The organism is Brucella sp. TWI559, from assembly GCF_039674265.1.
In the GTDB taxonomy this organism is placed as follows: domain Bacteria; phylum Pseudomonadota; class Alphaproteobacteria; order Rhizobiales; family Rhizobiaceae; genus Brucella; species Brucella chromiisoli.
On the sequence record NZ_JBDJNE010000026.1, the window covers coordinates 1 to 23,470 of the forward strand.

A 23,470-nucleotide genomic window follows, 5' to 3' on the forward strand; every position below is an offset into this window, starting at 1 on the left:
TATCGCGGCATTGCAACACGTTACGACAAAAACCCGGCCAATTTCCTGGCTGCTGTCAAACTCATCGCTGTCCGCATCTGGTGCATCAGTTTATGAGTCTACGCCGTAGGCTATTTCATATGAATCAGCATGTTTCGTGCTGGTTCTTTTTTTGAAGCAAATTTACCTTTGTTTAGAAAATTATTATAAACTGTAACGTTACAGTATCCAATCAACGGCTACCCTTGTGCCCCTGGATACTGCTATTGGCCTGCTATCTCCACAAATCCGCAGGAATTTTACGTAATATCTGCCAGTTCCGAGGGGCGTGCCTAAATAAGCGCTTGCATCCGGTGATAACTTGATTAGTCTACCTGTAACGTTTCAGATTTGGGAGGAAATGAAATGTTCAGCTTAAAGTCGGCCGTTGTGGCTTTGTCCGTTGGTACAGTTTTGACAACTCTGCCGGCGGTCGTGGGCGCGCGGGCTGCAGACCTTGAAGTGACCCATTGGTGGACATCCGGTGGCGAAGCCGCGGCGGTCAGGGTTCTGGCTGAAAAATTCGACGCACTTGGCGGTGATAAATGGGTGGATGGTGCAATTGCTGGCAGCGGGTCCACCGCCCGCCCAATCATCATCAGTCGTATTCTGGGCGGCAATCCGATGGGGGCAACGCAGCTTAATCACGGTCGGCAGGCTGAAGAGCTCGTTGAAGCCGGGCTCATGACGGATATGACCGAACTGGCGGAAAAGGAAGGTTGGGCTGACTTTATTCGTCCCAAAAGCTTGCTTGATTCCTGCACATTCAAGGGCCGACTTTACTGTGTGCCGCTTAACATTCATTCATGGGAGTGGATGTGGCTTAATCCGCAGGCTTTCCGCGATGTGGGCATTAAGCCGCCGGAGAATTGGAATGATCTGGTTGCTGCCGCGCCAAAGCTCAAAGAGAACAACATAGTCCCGCTCGCAGCCGGAGATGGCTGGCAGGTCAATGGTATTCTAACGGTTCTCATGGTTTCTATTGGAGGTAAAGAGCTTTATCTGAAAGTAAACCGGGACAAAGATGCTGAGGCTGCACGCGGACCGGAGATGAAGAAGGTCTTTGAGGCGTTTGCACAGGCGCGCGATCTTGCCGATCCTGGCTATGTCGGGCGGTCCTGGAATGAGGCAACGGGCATGGTCATGTACGGCCGTGCCGGTGCTCAGATCATGGGTGACTGGGCGCAGGGAGAGTTTAGCACCGCGGGTAAAGTTTCGGGTAAGGATTATGATTGCCTGCCAGGGTTGGGTGAAAAACCCTATCTGGATACGGGTGGAGATGCAGTTTATTTCCCGAAGAATAAAGATCCAGAAGTCACCAAAGCCCAGCTGAAGCTTGCCAGTATGCTGGTGGCAAAAGATACGCAGGTGGCATTCAATCTCGCAAAAGGCTCATTGCCTATTCGGGGTGACGTTGATCTTAATACGGCCTCAAGCTGTATGCGTGCCGGCATCGACATCCTTAATAAGTCAGACAATATCGTACCATCGATCGATCAGTTGCGCGCACCTGATACGCACGGACAGATGGAAAGTCTTGCGGCGGAGTTTTTCGCCAATCCTGACATGACGGTTGATGAGTTGCAGGAGCGTTTTGCGGAGATCATTGAACAAGCATTTTAGCGCATCAGCTTATCTGAAGCCAATATGTCTGAGAAGGCTTCGAAGCTGAAACTGGTGTGGTCTGGGAGGGCTATGCTTCATTATCGGCGATGACAGCGAGGACAGTCATGGCAGTGACGAATGGAGGCGGTTATCGAAAACCGTCACGCTTATTTCGAAATCTGAATGCAAAGGTCGCAGCGCTTCCGATGATTGCCACAGTGTTGGTGGTTTTTATCGGCTGCACGGCTTGGACCATTCTCTATTCTTTTACATCCTCGAGGTCGCTTCCGGTATTAAACTTCGTCGGTGTTGATCAGTATGTGCGGTTGTTCGGCGCTTCGCGCTGGCACATCTCGGTGCGTAACATCGCCATTTATGGCGTGTTGTGTATGGGGTTTTCGTTGTTTGGCGGGTTTGTTCTCGCGGCGTTGATGGATCAGAAAATCCGTTTTGAAAACACGTTTCGCACAATTTTTCTGTACCCCTATGCTCTCTCATTCATCGTGACGGGTCTTGTGTGGCAGTGGATTTTCAACCCTCAACTGGGGCTTGAACAGGTCGTTCGGGATATGGGGTTTGATAATTTCCAGATGGCGATTTTGTCGAGCCGCACATATGTCATCTATGCCATTGTAATTGCTGGTCTTTGGCAAATGACCGGGCTTGTGATGGTGCTGATGCTTGCCGGTCTGCGCAATGTTGATGACGAAATTTGGAAGGCCGCACGTGTTGATGGCATTCCAAAATGGAAAACCTATCTTTTTATCATTTTGCCGATGATGCGGCCCGTGCTGGTCACAACTGTCGTGATGATCGCTACTGGTATCGTCAAACTTTACGACCTTGTTGTCGCCATGACGAATGGTGGTCCGGGCATAGCCTCTGAAGTGCCGGCAAAATATGTCTACGATTTCATGTTCGGCTGGGCCAATCTTGGGCAGGGCCTCGCTGCCTCTACGGTCATGCTGACCACAGTGCTGGTTATCCTTGTTCCCTGGGCAATGCTCGAATTCGGACGGAGGAAAACGCGATGAGCGAAGCTGTTGTGAACCGCAAGATGGAAAGCGAGGGCGGGCATCACAGGCAAGGTGTTTTTGTGCCTGCGGTGCAAGGCAGAGAGCCATGGGGGCGCAAGCCGAAGCAACGCTTCGCACCTGCGACCATCATGCTCTACAGCATCTTGTTTGTTGCCGCAGTTTATTATCTGTTGCCGCTTTATGTAATGGTGGTCACATCGCTCAAAGGCATGCCCGAAATCCGGCTTGGCAATATTTTTGCCCGGCCCGTCGATATCACTTTTGAGCCATGGGTAAAGGCATGGAGCCAGGCCTGTACGGGGCTTTATTGCGAAGGTATCAGTACAGGTTTCTGGAATTCTTTGAAGATTACAATTCCAAGCGTTATCGTCTCAATCGCCATTGCTTCTGTGAATGGCTATGCGCTTGCAAACTGGAAGTTTAAAGGTTCGGAAGTCTTCTTCACAATACTGCTTTTCGGGGCGTTTATCCCTTACCAGGTTATGCTTTACCCGCTGGTTATCATAACGCGCGAACTCGGAATTTTTGGCACTCTGACAGGTGTCGTTTTTATCCATACCATCTTTGGCATGCCTATTTTAACGCTCCTGTTCCGTAATTATTTTACGGGGCTTCCGCCTGAGCTCTTTAAGGCTGCGCGCGTGGACGGCGCAGGGTTCTGGCGCATCTTCTTCCAGATCATGTTGCCAATGTCATTACCGATTTTCGTGGTTGCAATTATTCTGCAGGTCACGGGGATCTGGAATGACTTCCTGTTTGGCGTGGTGTTTGCAGGAACGCAAAATTTTCCGATGACAGTGCAGCTCAACAATATCGTCAATTCGGTGCAGGGCGTGAAGGAATACAATGTCAATATGGCTGCAACCATTCTCACCGGTGCTGTGCCGCTGCTCGTTTACTTCGTGTCGGGGCGCTATTTCGTTCGCGGCATCGCCGCAGGTGCCGTGAAAGGATGAACATCATGCAATCAAGTGTTTCTGTCCAGGATCTGTCTCTTGGTTTCGGCTCAGTCGATGTGCTTAAAAACCTTAATCTGGAAATCAATGAAGGCGAATTTCTCGTTCTTCTTGGGCCATCCGGATGTGGCAAGTCCACACTTTTGAACTGCGTTGCCGGGCTGCTCGATATTTCGGAAGGCAGTATATATATCAAAGGACAGAACGTGACCTGGAAGGAGCCAAAGGACCGGGGTATCGGCATGGTTTTCCAGTCTTATGCGCTCTATCCGCAGATGACCGTTGAGAAAAACCTGTCATTTGGTCTGCGGGTTGCGGGGCTGCCAAAAACTGAGATCGACAAGCGCGTTAAACACGCTGCTGCAATTTTACAGATTGAGCCCTTGCTGCAGCGCAAGCCGTCTGCGCTTTCCGGCGGGCAGCGCCAGCGCGTTGCCATCGGCCGTGCTCTCGTGCGTGATGTTGATGTCTTTTTGTTTGATGAGCCGCTTTCAAACCTTGATGCCAAACTGCGTTCCGAGCTTCGGGTCGAAATCAAGCGATTGCACCATAAGCTTGGCAACACGATGATCTATGTAACGCATGACCAGATTGAAGCCTTGACGCTGGCTGACCGTATCGCTGTGATGAAAGGCGGTGTGATTCAGCAATTGGCTGATCCGCTGACCATTTATAATCGTCCGTGCAACCGCTTCGTTGCTGGTTTTCTCGGATCGCCGTCAATGAATTTTTTCTCTGGTGAGATCAAGGTTCAGGACGGTCTTCCCTATTTCCATATCGGTGACGCGGCCATTCTTCTTGATGGTTATGATGGCTCTGTCGAGCATGGGCGCAAGGCGACACTTGGCATCAGACCTGAACATATTTGTTTGGATCAACAAGATGGCTTGGAAGCAACTGTTGATCTGGACGAACCCATGGGGGCTGACAGCTTGGTCTGGCTTCGCTTCGCCGGGCACCCCATCTCAGCGCGTGTTGAAGCGAGCAAACGTTATCGGGCAGGCGATAAGGTCAGGATCGGATTCAAGCCTGACACGCTTTCGTTGTTCGACGCCCAGACAGAGGAAAGGCTTTAGATGATCAGCAATATGCTCTCCTCCTAATTCCCCGCGCAATTCCAGTTGTTTCAGCAACGTGATTGAAGAGCCATTTCAATCACGCGGGATTGTTATTGCCTTTTAAAAGGCAAGCCTATCAGCAATTAAACAAAGGTTTAAAATTATGAATGGGTATTCCTATCAGCTTTATAGTTCGCGGAAGTTTCAGCCATTGGAGCGAACTTTAAAAATGCTGCGTGATCTCGGCTATCGTCAGGTTGAGGGTTATGGCGGCATTTATAATGATCCAGCTCAACTCAGGGCGGAACTGGATAGTCTCGGACTTTCCATGCCGACGGGACATTTCGGGATCGACATGCTTGAAAACGAAGTCGATCGTGTGCTGGAAATTGCCAGGGTCATCGATATGAAGGCTATTTTCTGTCCTTATCTTGATGCTGAACGCCGACCCGATACACCTGCCGGATGGCAGGCGTTTGGTGAGCAACTTGCTGCAGCAGGCGAGCCATATCGAAAGGCGGGATATGCCTTTGGCTGGCACAATCACGATTTTGAATTCCGTCCCTTGTCAGATGGTTCTGTCCCACAGGAGCACATTCTCAACGCATCACCAGACCTTGTCTGGGAGGCGGACATTGCCTGGATTATCAAAAGTGGCGCTGACCCGTTTGAATGGATCAAGCGTTATGGAGATCGGATGATTGCTGTCCATGTTAAGGACATTGCCGAAACTGGCGAGAAGGCGGATGAAGACGGCTGGGAAGATGTGGGGCATGGGATTGTCGATTGGCCGCGGCTCATCGCGGCGTTGCGCAAAACACCTGCCCGCTATTTCGTCATGGAGCATGACAATCCGTCTGATGACACGCGTTTTGCAAGCCGTTCTATCGATACAGTTCGCGATTTATAAGTGGAGAATGTAATGATTAGGACACTGGGTGTTGGCATCATTGGATGTGGAAATATCTCAGCCGCTTACTTGCGACTGGCTCCCTTGTTTCGCAACATCGAAATCAGAGCTTGTGCAGATATCAATCCGCAGGCTGCAGAAGCGCGGGCCGCTGAGTTCGGGATTATTGCGCAGTCGATTGATGCGCTGCTGCAGAACGACGACATTGATATTGTGGTCAATCTAACGGTTCCAGATGCGCATTATACCGTTTCAAAACAGATTCTGGCGGCAGGAAAGCATGTCTATTCTGAAAAGCCCCTTGTGCTTTCAGTTGAGCAGGGGCTCGAATTGAAAGCACTTGCGGACGGGCGATGCCTGAAAGTGGGATGCGCACCGGACACTTTTCTCGGTGGTGCGCATCAGCTGGCACGGCGTGAAATCGACAGCGGAAATGTTGGGCGGATTACCTCGGGAACCTGCCATGTGATGAGCCATGGCATGGAGCATTGGCATCCAAACCCCGATTTTTTCTTCAGGGCAGGAGGTGGTCCAATCCTTGATCTGGGACCTTATTATATTGCCAATCTCATCAATCTTCTAGGCCCCGTTCAGCGGGTTGCCGCGCTGACATCTGCAGCAACGAGTACTCGTGTCATTCGCTCCGAACCAAGAAAAGGCGAGATCATCCCGGTTGAAACGCCAACCACTATTCAGGCATTGCTGGAGTTTGAACAGGGGGCCACAGTTACGTTGATGGCAAGCTGGGATGTTTGGGCACATCGTCACGCCAATATGGAACTCTATGGCACGGAAGGTTCGCTCTATCTGCCGGACCCGAACTTTTTTGGCGGTGAAGTGCTGCTGGCAAAACCTGAAAGCTCTGCCGTTGCCGTAGAAGCCTGGGACCATCCTTTCGGTGTTGAGAATGAGCAGCATTCCAGTGGAATGATGGCGAATTATCGCACTGCAGGGCTGGCTGATATGGCTGCGGCCATTCTTGGAGGGCGCGAAATGCGATGCTCTCTTGAGCGTGCATTGCACGGTGTGGAGGTTATGCTTTCAATTCTTAAATCGGGTGAGGAGAAGCGCTTTATCGATATCCAAACCACATGCACGCGGCCTCAGGCACTGGGTATTGCCGATGCCGAGGCACTCCTGCGTCCGGTGGATATGCACAGGCGACACGCCGCCAGTTAGAACGGCTTAGTGCGCTGAATGGGGCGCACGGTCTTTCCATGTGTTTAAATTAGATCAGTGCTTTAAGGCCTTTTCTTTGAAGCACACTCTTATTGATACTCTCCATCGTTTCAACAGGACTTTATGCTCTAGCCTACCGTTTGCAGGGATGAAATATCCAGTCCATTGATCCGCCCCAGGATAGCTTTGCCTAATTGCTGACCGGCAAGTTTGAAGCTTTCTTCAGCAACAATCAGTTCGGGGCGGAACCAGTGCAGTATCTCGGTTGACTGTTTAGCCGCAACGTCCACGTCTTTACCAATGGACAAGCCGGCATCTTCTATTCCTGCGACCACAGCCAGCGTTGCGGCGCTGCCAGAACAAATAATGCCATCTGGCCGCGCCGGCAATTTCATTCGTTCTGCGATGTAGCGGCGCAAGTGCTGAAGGGGGCTGTCCAGGTCGACATTTTCCAGCGTTGAACCATTGCACCCAAACTGACGCAAGCCTTCATAAAATCCAGAAACCATATGACTGTAATAGGTGAGTTGCGCTGGGGGTGTCAGGAGAACAAGATTCTTACGCCCAAGCGAGGATAACCGGTCGACCATATCTCGCGCAAAGGCATGATTGTCAAAATCATGATACGGGTGTTCAATTCCGGTATTTGTGCGGCCGTGCGTAGCAAAAGGGAAGTTATGTTCGGTCAGATAATGGACGCGCTGATCATCCGGTTCAGTTCGCGAAAATATAATCCCGTCAGCTGAGCCTGTTTCAACGATATAACGGATCGGCTCAATTGATGCGCCGGAACTGAAATAAGGTGTGAGAATAAGATGATATTGTGTGTCGGCCAGCATATCCGCGACACCATGGATCACTTGACTTGTAAAACCCATGATCTCGTCTTGCGTGTTGAGGACGAGCGCAATGACATTTGTTTTCCCGGTGCGCAGTCGAACACCCGCACGGTTCGGCCGATAGCCGATCTGGCGTGCGATAAGCTGGACACGCTTTCGGGTTTCCGGACCAATTTCCGGTGCATCTTTGAGAGCACGCGAAACTGTAGTCACGCCAAGGCCTGTCATAAAGGCGATTGTCTTGAGAGTGGGCCTCTCATTTTCGATGAAAGCCTTCGCGGGATTCAACGGCTTTGAAGTATCAGAGCCTTGTTTATCATTCATATACTGTTCGTCCAGGCAAGACAGGGAAAGATATTTTGCGAGGAATATTATAGCATTCTCAATGGTTCTGTCGCGAGTTTTTCACTTCTGCTGCGCTATTGTATTGGGTTCGCATAATTGAATGACGGTGAATGGGTATGGTGATCGATTACAAAGGCGCTTACTTTCCCAAAAGTGTCACCCTGTATGCTGTTTCCTTTTACCCGAACTATCCCGGCTCCTATCGTAATGTTCAGGAAATTATGGCTGCACGTGGTGTGAACGTTGATCATGCAACATTGAACCGCTGAGTTGTTCGTTACTCACGGTTCTGTCGCAAATTTTTGACAGCGCAAAAAGGCTAGAAAATCATTTCATGAACCTCCGCTACAGGCTAATATTGGCCAGTGAAGGCGAGGCTGCAGATCTTAATAAGCGGATATAATCGGCCTGCTTGCAGGGCGCATATGTCTACAAAGAGAATTAAAGTCTACGTTCGAGAATTTTGCGACAGAACCTTCGATTATAAGGATTATGCATTATTTTCAGAATGCTTTACCGCGCAGATGGCTGGCCAAAAATCCAAGATTATCTTGTCCCCAATAGGTTTCATCATCGTACACATAGGTTGGAAAACCGAAAACGCCCTTGTCGAGTGCATGTTTCCGGTCTGCTTCCCACTTGGCTCGAACATCGTGATCGTTTTCGCGCCCGACCAGATATCGGCCGTTGAAACCAGCTTCATCCGCGATAGCACTGCGGATCTCAGCCTGGCCAATATCCTTTGCGTCAGACCAGAATGCATGTTGAAGCACGCGGGTCAGTTGCAACCAGTTCTGGCCATCAAGATACGCCGCTATAACGCTATAGGAAGCAGGGGTGGGATCGCTTAAAGCTGGCCGGTCATCAATGAAAAGCGGCTTGCCACGAAACTTGGCCCAACGCTTGAGATCCTGTGTGCCATAAGCGCGGCGCACCTCTGGCCTGTTGCGAGAGAAAATTCCGCCATTTTCCTCTATAACGGTTGCCAGATAAGGCTTGATTTCGACCACATGCCGCTCTGCCAGTTCCTCAAGCGTATCAAGCCCGAGATAAGACCATGGCGATCCAATGGAAAAGAAATAATCAATAGTTTTGGCCACGTTTTGTCCTTTGGTATGAGGTATCGTCGATCTCTTATTTGAACTTTGGCAATCCCGGCGGATTGGTTTGAGATTGTTGCAGAGCTTCTTCGCTCAAATGCCAGCGATCAAGGATGCGTGCATAGTCTCCGTTTGCAATTAGGCCGTTGGTGGCAATGGTCAGAGCATTTGCAAGTCCGCTGCCTTTGCGGGTGGTAATCGCCACATCGGATCGGTCCGGCCAGCCCGCACTCAATGTGCCGACACGCCGGATGTTTTTGTCACGAGAGGCGATAAAAATGAGCTGTGCATGTGGCTGGACGATTACATCCGCACGCCCTGACTGAAGTGCGAGCAGACTGGCCGCTTCATCGTCGTAATATTGCAGGTCCAGTGGTTTAAGCCCGGACTTTTCGTTTTCCTCGCTCCATTTAACAAGAATGCGCTCCTGATTGGTTCCCGCACCCACAATAATACGCAGCCCTGCGGCATCTTTGGGTTCCCTGATGGACGTAATGCCACTATCAGCCTTCACGAAGAAGCCATGAAGCCCTTGCCGATAGGTCGAGAAGTCGAATTTTTCCTTGCGTTCTTCCGTCACGCCGACATTGGATATCACAGCATCATATTTGCCGGACGCCAAGCCCAGCGGCCAATCGATCCATGCGACAGCAACGCTTTCGAGTTCCAGCCCAAGACTTTCGGCAATTGCCGATGCGTAATCTGCATCTGCACCCACAACTGTTTTTGCATCGGTTGCATAGGCTGCAAGCGGCGGGCCACCAGGTGCCACAGCGACGGTCAGTTTGCCCGGCGTGACAAACTTGAAATCTGCGGGAATGGCAGCGATTGCGGTTGCATTCTTTTTTACATGGATGCGTCCAGCCTGCTCAGGTGATAAATCAAAATCACTCGCCGCTGAGGCTGGAAAAAATGAAGCGATCACCAATCCCAATGTAGCCGTTAGCAGAGCGCTCGCTCTCATAAACCATTCTCCATCTCTTTGAAATATTCGCGGGCTGGCACAAGTACCCCGGCATGGGTCAACCCAGGCCCTCAAGAACCGCTTTTTGGCAGTCCGGCTGGGTTGGTCTTTGCCTCATCAACGGCTTCCGAGCTCAGGCTCCAGCGTTCAAGCACCTGATGATATTTGCCATTCCTGATGAGTTCGTTGAGCGAAAGCGTCAACGCGTCGGCAAGACCGCTACCCTTACGGGTCGTGATCGCGACCTCAGCGGTCTGCGGCCAGCCACCACTCACTGTGCCCACCAGCTTGGTTTTACCATGCTGCGATGCGGCATAGGCCTGTACGGCATTGACGCTGAAAACCGCATCGGCACGACCGGATTCAAGCGCAAGGGCTTTGACAGCATCGTCGTCGTAATACTGCACTTCGATGGGCTGGAGGCCAGCGGCCACGTTCTGCTTGTCCCACTGAAGAAGGATGTTTTCCTGATTGGTACCGGGATCGGTAATGATCTTCAATCCGGCGATATCCCTGGGCTCTTTGAGGGATGCAATCGGGCTGTCCGCCTTGACATAGAAGCCAAGCTCATCCTTGCGATAGGTCGAGAAGTCGAACTTCTCCTTGCGTTCTTCGGTCACGGTCACATTTGAAATGACAGCATCCAGTTTTCCGGATTGCAGTGAAAGCGGCCAGTCAGCCCATGCGATTGGCACCAGTACCAACTCGCGTCCCAGAGTGTCGGAAACAAGCTGGATAAGATCTGGATCAAATGCAACCACGGTTTTTGCATCGGTCGCATAGGTGCTGATCGGCGGAACCCATGGGTTGATACCGACGACGAGCTTGCCGTCCTGTACGAACTTGAAATCCTTAGGGACGGCATTGATGACAGCATCGCTCTTTTCTGTGCGCAGACGGTTCGGCTGCTCCGGGCTCAAATCCAGTTCTGCAGAAAAGGCTGGTGCGCTGAGCAGTGTTGCTGCTGCGAGAATACCCCCTACAATTGCATTTTTATAATTGCCTGATTTGGCTGTTTTCATTGTCTGGCTCCTGATGACTTGAATTTTGGACGAACAGCGCCTGTCGATCGCTCGCTCAAAAGCGATCAAGGTATTGAGAACTTGTGGTTTGCTCTAAAAGGGTATTCTTGCTTCAGAGGACTTTTGCGAGAAACTCCCGGGTTCGTGGATGGCTTGCCGCATTGAAAAGCTGTTCCGGCCTGCCGGTTTCCAGAATGCGACCTTCCTCCATGAAGACAACTGTGTCGGCAACTTCGCGCGCAAAGCCGATCTCGTGGGTCACGATCACCAGCGTTGTGCCCGAGCGTGCCAGTTCCTTGATGACATCGAGGACTTCACCAACCAGTTCGGGATCAAGGGCAGAGGTTGGCTCATCAAAGAGAATAACTTTCGGATTAAGTGCGAGGGTGCGGGCAATGGCGACACGCTGTTGCTGCCCCCCGGAAAGCTGACGCGGATAAGCATTAATCTTTTCGCTGAGGCCAACGCGGGCCAGCAGGCGTTGCGCAATGAGGGTGGCAGCTTCGCGGCTCATGCCACGCACAATCATTGGTGCTTCAATGATGTTTTCCAGCACGGTCAGATGCGGAAAGAGATTGAAGTTCTGGAAGACCATTCCAACATCGACGCGCTTCTTCAGAATATCCTTTTCTTTCAGCTCATAGAGTGTGTTGCCATTCTGGCGATAACCAAGCAGCTCGTCGTCAATCGCAATGAAACCATCATCAACGCGCTCCAGATGATTGATCGAGCGGAGCAATGTGGATTTACCTGAACCCGACGGACCAAGAATAGCAGTTACGCTACCGGGCTTGATATGCAGGCTGATATTATCGAGAACGCGATTGTCGCCAAAGCTTTTAGAGACGCCATGAATATCAACCGCTCCGCGCCGTGCACTTTTGAATCCGTTTTCGGCCAGCGGCTGAATAAGTTGTGCATCCTGCTCGTTCAAAATAACATTCTGGGCTTTGGCCGGTATCGCGGTTTGCGCCGGAATAAAGCGCCCGAAAAGACGTGTCAGCATAGCCGGTGGCGGGTTACGCAACGCGCCGCGTGAAAAATGCCGTTCAATATAATATTGCGCAATCGACAAAACTGTCATGATGATGAGATACCAGACGGTCGCGACCATCAGCAGCGGAATGACTTCAAGGTTACGGCGATAAATCACCTGCACCGTGTAGAAGAGTTCGGGCAGCGCGAGCACGTAAACCATCGACGTGCCTTTTGCGAGACCGATGATCTCATTGAAACCGGTCGGAAGAATCGTACGCATGGCTTGCGGAAGCACAATGCGGAATGCCTGTCTGCGGCGCGGCAAACCCAGAGCTGCTGCTGCTTCAAGCTGCCCCTGATCGACCGAAAGAATACCGCCACGAATGATCTCGGAAGAAAAAGCTGCCTGATTGAGACTCAACCCCAGAAGCGCTGCAGCAAATGGGCTTAATATCTGAACGGTGGGATATTCAGCAAATGTAATATCAGTATAGGGAACACCAAGCCTGACCGTTTCATACAGATAACCGAGATTGTTCAGAACTAGCAGCAGGACAATCAGTGGAATAGAGCGCAGCAACCATATATAAGCCCAGGATAGACCAGATAGCAGAGGCGAGCGGGAAACGCGTGCCAGTGCAAGAGCCGTTCCCAGCGTAAAGCCAAGCACTGTCGCAAGTACTGTCAGCCATAGCGTTCGCATCAGCCCAACAAGAACCGGCTCTGAGAGGAACCATTCTGCAAAGACTGGCCAACCCCACTTTGGATTGGTCAAAACCGATTGCAGCACGGCAATGATAAGGCCAGCCGCGAAGATTGTACCAATGACGCGGGCAGGATAGCGCGCCGGAACGATGCGATAGTGTTTGAAGTCGCCAGCACTGACGTGGGCATCTGTCCCTCGGTCGGTCCCCGCAAAATCTGTAGCAATAGACATAATCAACGCTGCTCCGAATTGCCATTTAACTGATGACTCAATCCAGACGCGTCTGTCATGGAAGTCACTCTATCCAAGTGTCGGAGAAGAAGGGCGGAGTTTCAAAACAAATAAGTCTATTTAAACGCACCGTAGCGGATGTTTTTTCCATAACATCCACTGCGCAGCCACGCACTTGCTCAGCCAAAAGCAGCTTGCTTCAGCGTGTTTTCGGAAAGCAGGAAATTAACTTCACGGATGTTTTCAATGTTTTTCTCGAAAGGAAGTATACCGTAAATTTCCGGATCGGCGGTCACATCAAAAAGCGCTGTATATCCATTGCGCAGGTAAAGCTCTTTTGCTTCCGGCTGTCTGAAGCCGGTTGTCAGATAAACGCGCTTGTAACCCTGCCGATGCGCCTGCGCTTCCAGTTCTTGAAGCACTTTTTTTGCCAGTCCCTGGCGACGCAGATCGCTATGGGTCCAGATACGCTTAAACTCTGCTGTTACGTCATCATAGCGCATGAATGCGCCGCCACCAATTGTCTGGCCGTCACGAAGCAACAGCAGAAAATTACCATATGGCGGTGCAAAGACTTCCGGCGGATATTTATTCATTTCCGCGGCAGCACCTGCTTCACTGAAATAGGTGCCGTAGCGCGTATCATACTCAAACGTCAGTGCTTCAATGAGTGGTACTGCACGACTATCTGACGTTGATGTATAGAGAAACTCATCTGCCATGATGGAACATCCATAGTAAGGAAATCTGCAGTTTCAGATCAGAGAGGCTTCGGTCAGCCGAACCCAGAACAGAGAAGCTGGCAGCAGGATTTCATCGTTGAAGTTGTAATTGGGGCTGTGCAGACCTGCACTGTCGCCATTGCCGACAAAAAAATATGTCCCCGGCTTTTGCTCAAGCATAAAGGCAAAATCCTCGCTCGCTGTGCGTGGACGAAACGCCTCAATAACGGTGCCGTTGGAGAAGGTGCTCAGAGCGAGCTGTCGCGCAAACTCCGTTTCAGCTTTTGCATTAATCAATGCAGGAAAACCCCATTGATAATTCACATCCGCAACCGCGCCAAAGCTTTCCGCCTGCGATCGTGCGACTGCTTCGATGCGTCGTCGCAACTCTTCACGCACGCTTTGCGAGAACGAGCGAATGGTAATGCCAAGATCAACATGTTCGGGAATGACATTGAGTGCGTCACCACCATGAATGGAGGCCACGGTTATCACTCCCATATCAAGCGGGTCCAGATTGCGTGCGACCACTGTTTGCAGTGCCAGAACAATCGATGAGGCAACCACAACCGGGTCAATTGATTTGTGGGGTTCCGCGCCATGGCCACCGCGACCGTTGACTCGAATTCTTGCACGATCGACCGATGCCATTGCAGGACCGCTTACAAAGCCAAATTTTCCGGCAGGCATGCCCGGCCAGTTATGAAGGCCATAAATGGCATTGCATGGAAAGCGATCAAACAGACCGTCCTCGATCATGCGGCGGGCACCCGCACCAATTTCTTCGGCCGGCTGGAAAATCACATTCAATGTGCCGGAAAAGCGACCGGACTCTGCAAGATATCGCGCTGCAGCGAGCAGAATACTCGTATGTCCATCATGGCCGCATGCATGCATGACCCCGGAAACAGTGCTTGCATAATCGAGACCTGTTGCTTCAGAAATTGGCAAGGCATCCATATCGGCGCGGATGCCAATGGCCTTGGAGGAATTACCGCGCTTCAATGTGCCGACCACACCTCGACCGCCAATACCGGTCGTAACATCATAGCCCCACTGGCGCAGGTAATCTGCAACCAGAGTGGATGTGCGCTTTTCCTTGAAGGCCAGTTCCGGGTGCGCATGAATGTCGTGACGCAAAGCGATAAATTCGCCGATAAACGAGGCAAGCCCTGCTTCGATTTCGAGCTTTCTGTTCACGTCTGCCGACTGCTGAATATTCATGCGGCGCCTTTTTGGGGGCTTGTGCTATCACTGTTTTCAGCAGGCTTTGAATAGCGGCTGCCAGGATGTTCAAGTCCCAGATTTCCTCGCAGCGTATCATGGCGGAGCGTGCCTTCGTGATATCCGCGTTCTTGTAGAACCGGCAGCACATGCTGAATGAAATCATCAAGCCCTTCGGCAATCACCGGGAAACCGAGAATGAAGCCATCAGCGGCTTTCTGTTTTTTCCAAAGGATGATCTCGTCTGCAATTTTCCCTGCCGTGCCGATAAAAGGGGTACGCGGTGTTGCAACATTCAGAGCGACTTCGCGTAAGGTCAGCTTGTTTTCGGCGGCGTCACGCTTTATGCGATCCGTTGTCGAACGGAAGCTGTTTTTGCCAACATCACCAAGATCAGGAAAAGGCGCATCAAGATCATAAGCGGTGAAGTCATGGTGATCAAAGAAGCGTCCGAGATACGAAAGCGCTTCGTTGACACTGACCAGATTGCGGATTGCCTGATATTTTTCCTCAGCTTCTGCATCAGTACGGCCAACTATAGGGCCGATACCGGGGAAAATTCCGACATCATCCTGTGCACGTCCATGTGCAACGGCGCTGGCTTTGATCTGCGCATAAAATGTCTGGCTGTCTTTGATCGTGCCCGGATTGGTAAAGACCGCATCAGCATGCTTTCCAGCAAGTCCAACACCTGCTTCAGACGCTCCCGCCTGAAAAATAACAGGCTGTCCTTGTGGCGAACGCTGGATATTCAGAGGACCTTCTACCGAGAAGAAGCGGCCCTTGTGGTCAAGGCGGTGAAAGCCTTCGGGCTTATAAAACTGTCCAGTCTCGCGGTCCCGGACAAAAGCATCGTCATCCCATGAATCCCAAAGCGCTTTGGTTACGTCGAGATATTCATCGGCAATTTCATAGCGCAATGCATGGTCAGGATGCGGCTTGCCATAATTGCGGCCCGATCCTTCCAGCGGTGAGGTTACGACATTCCAGCCGGCGCGGCCGCCTGAAATAAGATCAAGCGATGCGAATTGGCGCGCCACAGTAAACGGATCACTGTAAGACGTCGAAACAGTGCCTGCGAGGCCAAGGCGTTTGGTATTCGCTGCAAGCGCAGAGAGGATCGTCAAAGGCTCGAAGCGATTGAGAAAATGCGGTATTGAGATTTCGTTGATGTAGAGCCCATCTGCAATGAAGGCAAAGCTAATGCCTGCCTCCTCAGCCTTGCGTGCGGTATCAATGAAAAACTGGAGATTTACGCTGGCATCCGCAGGTCCGGATGGATGTTTCCAGGCATTCATATGTCCGCCTGCACCCTGCAGCATCACGCCGAATTTAATCTGCTTGGAACCCACTTCAAACTCTCCTTTTAACAAGAGCATTTCCAGATATGAACGAAACTTTCAAAGCACTTTATCTGTTCGTTTTTGCGCACATAGTTTCTCAAAGCCGTCTCAGACTTATAGGCGTGCGCTTGTGTGCTCTCGGGCCTCAGGCAGCAATGGCCAGCTGCACTTCGGCAAGGGCTTTAATGGCAGCTATTCTTTGTTCTTGAGACACCGCGGGGAATTCGAGCACAAACTCGTTCACCCCATGTTGTGCGTGCAGTACATCAAGCTTCTGCTTCACCTGTTCAGGCGAGCCCGCAAGAATGCTTGGCTGCTTTTCTTCGATATGATAATCGCTTTCGCCTGCCTGACGCGCAAACTCCACCGCAGCTTCAGGCGTTCCTACTGAAACGGACGTTCCGGAAGCCAGATGGATCTTGAAAATCCGGATCTTCGCCAGAGCGGCATCAACCTGATCTTTGCTTTGCGCAACAACTGCGCCCAGCGCCAGAACTGGCACTTTTCCGGTCGCATTGCGATATGCATCGAAGGTCTTTTGCAGGTTTGCCGTGTCACCGTTGAGATGCCCTGCATAGACAAAATCCCAACCGGAACGGGCAGCGAGAAGCGCGCTATCGGGGCTCGCACCGAGTAAAAATTTCTCCGCAGGCGTGAGTGGTTTAGGCGTTGCAGCAAGTCCTTCAAAAGGACCAGAGATAATCTTGTCGCCCCCCAGAAAAGCACTGAGCTGTTCAAGCTTGTCGTTAAAATCGAGCCGACTTGCACGATCAATTTCCTGCTGCAAAGCTTTGGTCGACAATGGAAGGCCCCCGGGAGCCTTGCCGACACCCAAATCAATCCGTCCTGGCGCGAGAGCGGACAGAAGATTGAAGTTCTCAGCAACTTTATAAGGGCTGTAGTGTTGAAGCATAACCCCGCCGGAGCCAATTCTGATGTGCTTCGTCAATGCCAGAATATAGGCAGCCAACACCTCTGGCGAAGGTCCAGCAAGCTCGTCGGCGTGATGATGTTCAGCGACCCAGAAACGCTTGTAACCGGCACGTTCCGCAGCCTGGACATAGGCCACGGTATTGGCCAGAGCAGTTTCTGCATTCCCTGTTGGGGCAACAGGGCTTTTGTCGAGAATACTTAACGCATATGACATCTGAGCAACCGCTTTCATTAAGAAGCTGGAACAATCTGAATCTTTATCGGCAAAACTGCTCCATAGCTCCGCCAAGAACGGTGCTTATGTTAGGAACGGCCAATAATAATTTCCCGGTTTCCCACCAAAATTGCAAAGCTCAGGCGACCTAATTCGTCGGTGATTTGGTAATTTTATTTCTTCGTGACGGATTTTATTAAAACCTGAATCGCAGGAACCAGGCTTCCCATGAATATGTTACACGATAATGAGATCCAGAAATAAGGTCGTATAGTCCCTATAAAAACTTTGCGGCAGAACCTTTCTTTTGAAGATTTCGCCGTGGCTTTGGTTGATGAAATTGAAAACCCTGTTCACATTCGGATAACTTTGTCACAGCCGATGACTTTCAGATAGGTGAAATCGGTCTGCCACATCTCATTCGCGGTTACCCCATCCCCGATCATGATTTTTTGACCAGGTGGTTTTCCAGCGTGGCATCGGTCAATGCCTCCTTCAGGTCACGGCCTTCACGATGCAGTGCCTTAACCTCGTCACTGGTCCCGAACGGGTAGTATCACCGGCAAGACATTTCTTGCTCGCTTCAAGGAATTCTTTCGATCAGCTATAATAAAGACTCTCGGCGAGCCCTCCACGGCGATATTGTCTTCACCGCGCACCCTTCAAGTACGATACGGATTTTATCTTCAGCTGAATAGCGGTTACGCGTCGCGCACCGTATATTCTTGATCGTCTTCCTCGCGGAAGACGTTTGCGGAACGGTGTTCTGCCTCATCTTTATCATCGCTTTGCATCGGCAATATTACCGACCCCTCCGCAACGCATAAACTGCTGCATATTCAAACAGGCGCATGATCAGGGCCAGTCGGCATAGGTTGCATTCGCTACCGCAACTTCTTTCTGCAAGCGTGAAGCCACGCGAAACCGGCTCGGGGCCTGGTTCATCCCCTTGTGGAAAAAACGGCTGAAATTATTGGCATCTGTAAAGCCACATGCATAAGCTATTGCTGAAATAGATTCATCCGTGCGTTCCAGCCGCATAACAGCCTCACGCAGCAACCGCTGATGCACAAGCTGCAACGGTGTTCGCCCCAGCTTTCGCTGGCAAATACCGTATAAGCGATCATATCCTATCTCCAGAAGCTTGGCATAATCAGCGATCGAGAGATGATGTCGAAAATGTAATTCAACCAGCCTGCGAAAAGCCCGCAACTGCTCCACCTCACTCACACTGTTATGTTTTGCCTGGCTGTTATATTTTGAATGTATGTCGTCCGGCCTCTCGCGCCACAGAGCAATCAGCATCAAGCGTATCCAGGCAACGATTGCGATCTGCGAACCGGCAAGCCCTGCATTCACCTCCCTCTCTATATTGCGCGCAAGCATCATATATGTCTCAGCCATATGATCCTGAGACGGATGAAAAACTCCATTTTCTTCAAAAAGCTCTCGCAGCATGATCGATTCTGCACTGCGGCCAACCAATTCATCGGCAATGGTTTGCGGGATGGTGAAGATATAGCCCATTGATCCGGGGCCAAAAAACACAAGACTGCGGTGTGTGTTTTGAAACAACCAGACCATTGGAGCGGCATATGTCAGTCTATCCTGCTCCGCGTTCTCAAAATGCAGCTCTCCCGATGAGAGTAAAATAAGACATGTCTGCAACGCATCATCATTTGCAGCCAGACGGCGCGATATTCCACGCAATGTCGGATCAATTTTCTCAGCCTTAATCATCGGGCTGCGCTGATCAATTATAGATGCCTGGTGCATGTCTTTAGCCGCTATGTCCATCACACCCAAACAGCCGGAAATTGATATATTTTTACAAGATTATGATATTCCTTATCAAAGGTAAATCATGATTATACTGTTGATGTGCGTGCACCTAAGCGGGAAACCATATCAGACTGGGAGGGTCTGGTTGCACGAAACGCGTGAGGAGGATGGATGACCTACAATGCGCGACAGCGTCCGCCTTGCATGAGCTTTCTGCAAGGTGAGATCGGTATGTTTGATCGTATAGATCCCGTCTTGGGAACGGTCGCCTATTCGGCACCTGATTGCACAGCAGCCGATGCAGTCTGTGCCGCAAACTCTGCTGCGCGCGCCTTTTCTGACTGGTCGAAAACTGCCCCTCAAGAACGCCGCCATATCCTGATGGCCACTGCAAAACTGATTGGCCAATATCAAGATCGAATAACATCACTCATGATGGCCGAAATCGGCGCAACGCATGAATGGATTGCGATCAATATTCGATTGGCCCAAGAGCATTTTGAAGAAGCGGCCGCCCTGACCACACAGTCTGCGGGCCGCGTCACTCAAGACATGAAGGCGTTTTCTTTTCGCGAACCGGTCGGTGTTTGCTTAGCGATTGCACCATGGAATGCGCCGCTTGTGCTTGCCTCGCGCGCTGTCGCAACCGCACTGGCACTTGGCAATTCTGTCGTGTTGAAAGCCTCTGAACTTTCGCCGGGCACGCATCTGCTGATCGGTGAAATTCTAACCAAAGCCGGCCTGCCGGAAGGTGTGTTGAATATTGTCACCCACCGATCTGATAATGCATCGCAGATCATGGAGACGCTCATCTCTCTGGAAGCTGTGCGCCGTATCAATTTTACCGGATCAACCCGTGTCGGACGTTTGATTGCAGAAATGTCAGCGCGTCACTTGAAGCGCTGCTTGCTGGAATTAGGTGGCAAAGCACCCTTCATCGTATTGGATGATGCAAACTTGGAACTGGCGGCCGAAGCCGCAGCTTTTGGCGCTTTCATGAATCAGGGCCAAGTGTGCATGTCCACTGACCGGATCATCGTGCTGGATGCTGTAGCGGATCGCTTTGTTGAGATGCTTGTTGAAAAATCCAGAAAATTGCGCGCCGGAGATCCGCGAAGCGGCAAATGGGCGCTTGGTCCGCTCGTGAGCGAGCAGGTCGCAAGACGGCTTTCAGAGCTGATAGTGGATGCAGAGAAAAAAGGGGCCGATATTGTCTGCGGCGGTCAGGCGAATGGTGTTTTCATGGACGCAACCGTGATCGACCATGTTGTGCCGGGAATGGCCGTCTATGCAGAAGAATGCTTTGGGCCGATTGCAACAATTTGCCGGGCATCATCAGAAAAAGAGGCCATTTTTATCGCCAATGATACTGAATATGGTCTTTCAGGCGCAGTTTTTGGCCGCGACATTCAGCGTGCCATGCAGGCTGCTCGCCAGATCGATGTCGGCATTTGCCACATCAATACAACCACGCTTCATGACCGTGCCGACATGCCCTTTGGCGGCGTAAAAGCGAGTGGTTACGGACGTTTTGGTGGCCTTGCGGCCATTGATGAATTTACCGAAACTCGTTGGATTACTGTCAATTCCCGCGCTGAACGCACACTTTGGGAACCTCATTCCTGAGCTAAACAATCAATCTGGCTACACCATATTGGCTGCCCAGTCCTGACAAGAAGGATGATAAACATGATGTTATTTGGTAAAAAGATCGTCGTGACCGGTGTCGCGAGCGGAATAGGACAACGCACGGCAGAGCTTGCTCTCCACCTCGGCGCCGAAGTGATCGGCATTGACAGAGCCAAACCAGAACAGCGTTTTGGTGAGTTTTTAGCCGGCGATCTTGGCACGTTCGATGGTGTTAAAGCCATTATCGATGCAATACCGGATGGTTTTGACGCATTGTGCAATATCGCGGGCGTATCCGGGCAGACAGGTGCCGCACATACTTTGGCAGTTAACTTTTTCGGTCTGCGCGCCCTCTCAGAAGGTCTCGCTCCGAAAATGCGTGAAGGTGGCTCCATTGTAAATGTCGCCTCAATCGCTGGGTATGGCTGGCGCTCAAATGTCAGCCGCGCCAAGGGCATTGCGCACAGTCAAGGCTTTCCCGATCCTGCGAAGATCGTCGCTGAATATGAAATTCCGAACGATGCCGGTTATCCGGTTTCAAAGGAAGCGCTGCTCGTTTGGAACCAGCTTGCTGCACATGATCCGCAATTCCGCTCACGCGGAATCCGTGTCAATGCCGTATCTCCGGGGCCAGTCACCACGCCAATTCTTACCCAATTCCGCGACACGTTGGGAGATTCGAGGGTCAATGCCGATATAGACCGGGTTGGTCGCGCCGGGACTGCCGGTGATATTGCGCCGGTTATTCTGTTTCTTTGTTCAGATGCCGCACGTTGGGTAACAGGTGCCAATATTCCTACGGATGGTGGACTTGAAGCATCTGTAAATACCGAATTCTTTGGGCTTTGAAGGAGGCAAAACCAATGAAAATAGACCTTTTGATCAATGGTGCCGCGGTAAAGGCAACAGGAAATCGTAGTTTTGAACGCCGTGATCCGGTGACAAACGAAGTCGCAACAACCGCGGCAGCCGCCTCGGTTGAGGATGCATTGGCAGCGGTTGCGGCTGCGGCTGAAGCATTTCCTGCATGGTCGCAAACTCTGGTGGGTGAACGGCGCAAACTGCTCAACCGTGCCGCTGATATTATGGACGCGAAAGCACCTGAATTCATCGCCGCCGCAATCGCAGAAACCGGCGCAACCGCCCCCTGGATCGGCTTCAATGTCACACTTGCAGCCAATATCCTGCGCGAAGCGGCATCGATCGTCACCCAGATCGGTGGTGAAGTGATCCCGTCCAACAAGCCCGGCACCCTTGCAATGGCAGTCAATCGTCCCAAAGGCGTGTGCCTCGGCATCGCCCCATGGAATGCGCCGGTTATTCTTGGTACGCGTGCCGTTGCCATGGCGGTTGCCTGTGGGAATACTGTTGTTCTGAAATCATCAGAACTCTGCCCTGCCACCCATCATCTGATCGGCAGCTGCTTTGCTGAGGCTGGTTTTCCGACAGGTGTTGTGAATGTGATCTCCAATGCGCCGGAAGATGCGGCTGTGCTCGTTGAGGCCTTGATCCGCGCACCGGCTGTGCGCCACGTTAATTTCACCGGCTCCACAAAAGTTGGTCGTATCATCGGCCGTCTTGCGGGTGAAGAACTAAAGCCCGCCCTGCTTGAACTGGGTGGCAAGGCACCATTTGTTGTCCTTGCTGACGCAGATATCGATGCAGCAGTCAATGCGGCTGTTTTTGGTTGTTTCATGAACCAGGGCCAGATTTGCATGTCAACGGAACGCTTGATCGTCGATGCCAGCATTGCCGATGAATTTGCAAGCCGTTTGGCCGCGCGCGCGGCTCAGCTGCCTGCGGGCAATCCACGCGAACATGTGGTTCTGGGTGGCCTGTGCACTCCGGGCGCTGGCGAAAAAATGGATGAGCTGATTGCTGATGCCGTTTCAAAGGGTGGCAAACTGCTGGCAGGAGGCACCCGTAATGGTGCCATCGTGAGCGCAACATTGATTGACCATGTTACGCCAGAAATGCGAATTTATTCTGAAGAGAGCTTTGGCCCTGTTAAGCCGATCATCCGTGTTAATGGTGATGCAGAAGCCATTTCTGTGGCAAATGACTCAGAATATGGTCTCTCTTCCGCGGTCTTTTCGCATGATCTGCAAAGAGCCATGGCGGTGGCCAATCAAATTGATACGGGCATTTGCCATATTAACGGCCCAACCGTTGGTGATGAAGCACAAATGCCATTTGGTGGTGTCAAAAATTCCGGCTACGGCCGCTTTGGTGGCAAGGCTGGCATCGCAGAATTTACTGATCTGCGCTGGTTGACGGTTGAAGATCCGAAACAGCATTATCCATTTTAAGCATAAAGCGGCAGTTTCATCTGCCGCATGAAAAAATGCCGGGAGCCATGCGGTTCCCGGAGTCTGTCTCTAAATTTCAGCAGGCTTCATATGTGCGAATGTCTGGATATACTTGTGTTGTCAATTCCGTAAAGATCTGAAAGGGCGACTGGCTGTCATTGGCGCAGTCGCATGGTCGACAACGATACCGCGTTCGGCTAGGCCGTGCACTTATAAATAGTCTAGCTATTTGAATGGATTAGTGATTCAAATGTCTCGGATTTGGAGGTCTTTGATGTCACGTCGCCGCTATGAACTTACAGAACGCGAATGGTCGATTATTGCGCCGCTGTTGCCATGCAAACCGCGTGGTGTACCCCGCGTCGA

Annotated in this window: 19 protein-coding genes and 4 pseudogenes; 12 read left to right on the forward strand and 11 right to left on the reverse strand. The window is 51.4% G+C overall.

What is annotated here, in order from left to right; genetic code table 11:
• The 7 genes and pseudogenes from ABE530_RS18070 to ABE530_RS18100 form a co-directional block, all read left to right on the forward strand.
• A pseudogene (locus ABE530_RS18070) lies at positions 1 to 96 on the forward strand (IS5/IS1182 family transposase); the annotation flags it as partial.
• Positions 97 to 384: 288 nt separating this feature from the next.
• Positions 385 to 1,641 carry an ABC transporter substrate-binding protein gene (locus ABE530_RS18075; protein WP_499695479.1) on the forward strand — a complete coding sequence of 419 codons (1,257 nt, stop codon included), beginning with the start codon at positions 385 to 387 and terminating at the stop codon, positions 1,639 to 1,641.
• A 107-nt stretch (positions 1,642 to 1,748) separates the two neighbouring features.
• The gene (locus ABE530_RS18080; RefSeq protein WP_499695480.1) at positions 1,749 to 2,657 is read left to right on the forward strand and encodes a carbohydrate ABC transporter permease; all 909 of its coding nucleotides are present in this window, start codon (positions 1,749 to 1,751) and stop codon (positions 2,655 to 2,657) included.
• Positions 2,654 to 3,616: a carbohydrate ABC transporter permease gene (locus ABE530_RS18085; RefSeq protein WP_499695481.1), complete on the forward strand. Its 963-nt coding sequence runs from the start codon at positions 2,654 to 2,656 to the stop codon at positions 3,614 to 3,616. Before ABE530_RS18080 ends, ABE530_RS18085 begins: the two co-directional genes overlap by 4 nt.
• A 5-nt stretch (positions 3,617 to 3,621) precedes the next feature.
• Positions 3,622 to 4,692: an ABC transporter ATP-binding protein gene (locus tag ABE530_RS18090; protein ID WP_499695482.1), complete on the forward strand. Its 1,071-nt coding sequence runs from the start codon at positions 3,622 to 3,624 to the stop codon at positions 4,690 to 4,692.
• 145 nt (positions 4,693 to 4,837) lie between these two features.
• Positions 4,838 to 5,584, forward strand: coding sequence for a sugar phosphate isomerase/epimerase family protein (locus ABE530_RS18095; RefSeq protein ID WP_499695483.1), 747 nt, complete (start codon positions 4,838 to 4,840; stop codon positions 5,582 to 5,584).
• 12 nt (positions 5,585 to 5,596) lie between these two features.
• Positions 5,597 to 6,763: a Gfo/Idh/MocA family protein gene (locus ABE530_RS18100; protein ID WP_499695484.1), complete on the forward strand. Its 1,167-nt coding sequence runs from the start codon at positions 5,597 to 5,599 to the stop codon at positions 6,761 to 6,763.
• Positions 6,764 to 6,891: 128 nt separating this feature from the next.
• Here the strand turns inward: ABE530_RS18100 and ABE530_RS18105 are convergent, their stop codons facing one another.
• Positions 6,892 to 7,926: a LacI family transcriptional regulator gene (locus ABE530_RS18105; protein ID WP_499695485.1), complete on the reverse strand. Its 1,035-nt coding sequence runs from the start codon at positions 7,924 to 7,926 to the stop codon at positions 6,892 to 6,894.
• A gap of 137 nt (positions 7,927 to 8,063) precedes the next feature.
• Here ABE530_RS18105 and ABE530_RS18110 point away from each other — a divergent pair.
• Positions 8,064 to 8,213 (forward strand): annotated as a pseudogene (locus ABE530_RS18110) (IS6 family transposase); the annotation flags it as partial.
• A 237-nt stretch (positions 8,214 to 8,450) separates the two neighbouring features.
• On the opposite strand, the gene ABE530_RS18115 reads toward ABE530_RS18110, so the two are convergent.
• From ABE530_RS18115 to ABE530_RS18160, 10 genes and pseudogenes are all read right to left on the reverse strand, one after another.
• Complete coding sequence (locus tag ABE530_RS18115) at positions 8,451 to 9,047, reverse strand: 2-hydroxychromene-2-carboxylate isomerase (RefSeq protein ID WP_499695486.1); 597 nt, start codon at positions 9,045 to 9,047, stop codon at positions 8,451 to 8,453.
• 34 nt (positions 9,048 to 9,081) lie between these two features.
• Entirely contained in the window at positions 9,082 to 10,011 is a 930-nt protein-coding gene (locus ABE530_RS18120) for an ABC transporter substrate-binding protein (RefSeq protein ID WP_499695487.1), read from the reverse strand.
• Between the two features lie 71 nt (positions 10,012 to 10,082).
• Positions 10,083 to 11,033, reverse strand: coding sequence for an ABC transporter substrate-binding protein (locus ABE530_RS18125; RefSeq protein WP_499695488.1), 951 nt, complete (start codon positions 11,031 to 11,033; stop codon positions 10,083 to 10,085).
• Between the two features lie 112 nt (positions 11,034 to 11,145).
• The gene (locus ABE530_RS18130) at positions 11,146 to 12,948 is read right to left on the reverse strand and encodes an ABC transporter permease subunit (protein WP_499695489.1); all 1,803 of its coding nucleotides are present in this window, start codon (positions 12,946 to 12,948) and stop codon (positions 11,146 to 11,148) included.
• A gap of 179 nt (positions 12,949 to 13,127) precedes the next feature.
• Positions 13,128 to 13,670, reverse strand: a complete 543-nt coding sequence (locus tag ABE530_RS18135) for a GNAT family N-acetyltransferase (RefSeq protein ID WP_499695490.1) — start codon at positions 13,668 to 13,670, stop codon at positions 13,128 to 13,130.
• A gap of 33 nt (positions 13,671 to 13,703) precedes the next feature.
• A complete protein-coding gene (locus ABE530_RS18140; RefSeq protein WP_499695491.1) occupies positions 13,704 to 14,894 on the reverse strand; it encodes a M20 aminoacylase family protein in 1,191 nt (396 codons plus the stop codon).
• Positions 14,891 to 16,216, reverse strand: coding sequence for an LLM class flavin-dependent oxidoreductase (locus tag ABE530_RS18145; RefSeq protein ID WP_499695496.1), 1,326 nt, complete (start codon positions 16,214 to 16,216; stop codon positions 14,891 to 14,893). The genes ABE530_RS18140 and ABE530_RS18145 overlap by 4 nt, the downstream gene beginning before the upstream one ends.
• Positions 16,217 to 16,382: 166 nt before the next feature.
• Entirely contained in the window at positions 16,383 to 17,384 is a 1,002-nt protein-coding gene (locus ABE530_RS18150; protein ID WP_499695492.1) for an MsnO8 family LLM class oxidoreductase, read from the reverse strand.
• A 423-nt stretch (positions 17,385 to 17,807) separates the two neighbouring features.
• Positions 17,808 to 18,159: pseudogene (locus ABE530_RS18155) on the reverse strand (transposase); the annotation flags it as partial.
• An 80-nt stretch (positions 18,160 to 18,239) separates the two neighbouring features.
• Entirely contained in the window at positions 18,240 to 19,160 is a 921-nt protein-coding gene (locus ABE530_RS18160; protein WP_499695493.1) for a helix-turn-helix transcriptional regulator, read from the reverse strand.
• Between the two features lie 177 nt (positions 19,161 to 19,337).
• Between ABE530_RS18160 and ABE530_RS18165 the strand changes: the two genes are divergently transcribed.
• The 4 genes and pseudogenes from ABE530_RS18165 to ABE530_RS18180 form a co-directional block, all read left to right on the forward strand.
• Positions 19,338 to 20,792, forward strand: coding sequence for an aldehyde dehydrogenase family protein (locus tag ABE530_RS18165; protein ID WP_499695494.1), 1,455 nt, complete (start codon positions 19,338 to 19,340; stop codon positions 20,790 to 20,792).
• Positions 20,793 to 20,858: 66 nt separating this feature from the next.
• A complete protein-coding gene (locus ABE530_RS18170; protein ID WP_499695497.1) occupies positions 20,859 to 21,644 on the forward strand; it encodes a coniferyl-alcohol dehydrogenase in 786 nt (261 codons plus the stop codon).
• 14 nt (positions 21,645 to 21,658) lie between these two features.
• The gene (locus ABE530_RS18175; RefSeq protein WP_499695495.1) at positions 21,659 to 23,104 is read left to right on the forward strand and encodes an aldehyde dehydrogenase; all 1,446 of its coding nucleotides are present in this window, start codon (positions 21,659 to 21,661) and stop codon (positions 23,102 to 23,104) included.
• A gap of 274 nt (positions 23,105 to 23,378) precedes the next feature.
• A pseudogene (locus ABE530_RS18180) lies at positions 23,379 to 23,470 on the forward strand (IS5/IS1182 family transposase); the annotation flags it as partial.

Excerpts from the sequence above, each read along its gene's own strand:
- ABE530_RS18075 (WP_499695479.1), top strand. The coding sequence starts at position 385 with ATGTTCAGCTTAAAGTCGGCCGTTGTGGCTTTGTCCGTTGGTACAGTT.
- ABE530_RS18080 (WP_499695480.1), top strand. The coding sequence starts at position 1,749 with ATGGCAGTGACGAATGGAGGCGGTTATCGAAAACCGTCACGCTTATTT.
- ABE530_RS18085 (WP_499695481.1), top strand. The coding sequence starts at position 2,654 with ATGAGCGAAGCTGTTGTGAACCGCAAGATGGAAAGCGAGGGCGGGCAT.
- ABE530_RS18090 (WP_499695482.1), top strand. The coding sequence starts at position 3,622 with ATGCAATCAAGTGTTTCTGTCCAGGATCTGTCTCTTGGTTTCGGCTCA.
- ABE530_RS18095 (WP_499695483.1), top strand. The coding sequence starts at position 4,838 with ATGAATGGGTATTCCTATCAGCTTTATAGTTCGCGGAAGTTTCAGCCA.
- ABE530_RS18100 (WP_499695484.1), top strand. The coding sequence starts at position 5,597 with ATGATTAGGACACTGGGTGTTGGCATCATTGGATGTGGAAATATCTCA.
- ABE530_RS18105 (WP_499695485.1), bottom strand. The coding sequence starts at position 7,926 with ATGAATGATAAACAAGGCTCTGATACTTCAAAGCCGTTGAATCCCGCG.
- ABE530_RS18120 (WP_499695487.1), bottom strand. The coding sequence starts at position 10,011 with ATGAGAGCGAGCGCTCTGCTAACGGCTACATTGGGATTGGTGATCGCT.
- ABE530_RS18125 (WP_499695488.1), bottom strand. The coding sequence starts at position 11,033 with ATGAAAACAGCCAAATCAGGCAATTATAAAAATGCAATTGTAGGGGGT.
- ABE530_RS18130 (WP_499695489.1), bottom strand. The coding sequence starts at position 12,948 with ATGTCTATTGCTACAGATTTTGCGGGGACCGACCGAGGGACAGATGCC.
- ABE530_RS18135 (WP_499695490.1), bottom strand. The coding sequence starts at position 13,670 with ATGGCAGATGAGTTTCTCTATACATCAACGTCAGATAGTCGTGCAGTA.
- ABE530_RS18140 (WP_499695491.1), bottom strand. The coding sequence starts at position 14,894 with ATGAATATTCAGCAGTCGGCAGACGTGAACAGAAAGCTCGAAATCGAA.
- ABE530_RS18145 (WP_499695496.1), bottom strand. The coding sequence starts at position 16,216 with ATGCTGCAGGGTGCAGGCGGACATATGAATGCCTGGAAACATCCATCC.
- ABE530_RS18150 (WP_499695492.1), bottom strand. The coding sequence starts at position 17,384 with ATGTCATATGCGTTAAGTATTCTCGACAAAAGCCCTGTTGCCCCAACA.
- ABE530_RS18160 (WP_499695493.1), bottom strand. The coding sequence starts at position 19,160 with ATGCACCAGGCATCTATAATTGATCAGCGCAGCCCGATGATTAAGGCT.
- ABE530_RS18165 (WP_499695494.1), top strand. The coding sequence starts at position 19,338 with ATGACCTACAATGCGCGACAGCGTCCGCCTTGCATGAGCTTTCTGCAA.
- ABE530_RS18170 (WP_499695497.1), top strand. The coding sequence starts at position 20,859 with ATGTTATTTGGTAAAAAGATCGTCGTGACCGGTGTCGCGAGCGGAATA.
- ABE530_RS18175 (WP_499695495.1), top strand. The coding sequence starts at position 21,659 with ATGAAAATAGACCTTTTGATCAATGGTGCCGCGGTAAAGGCAACAGGA.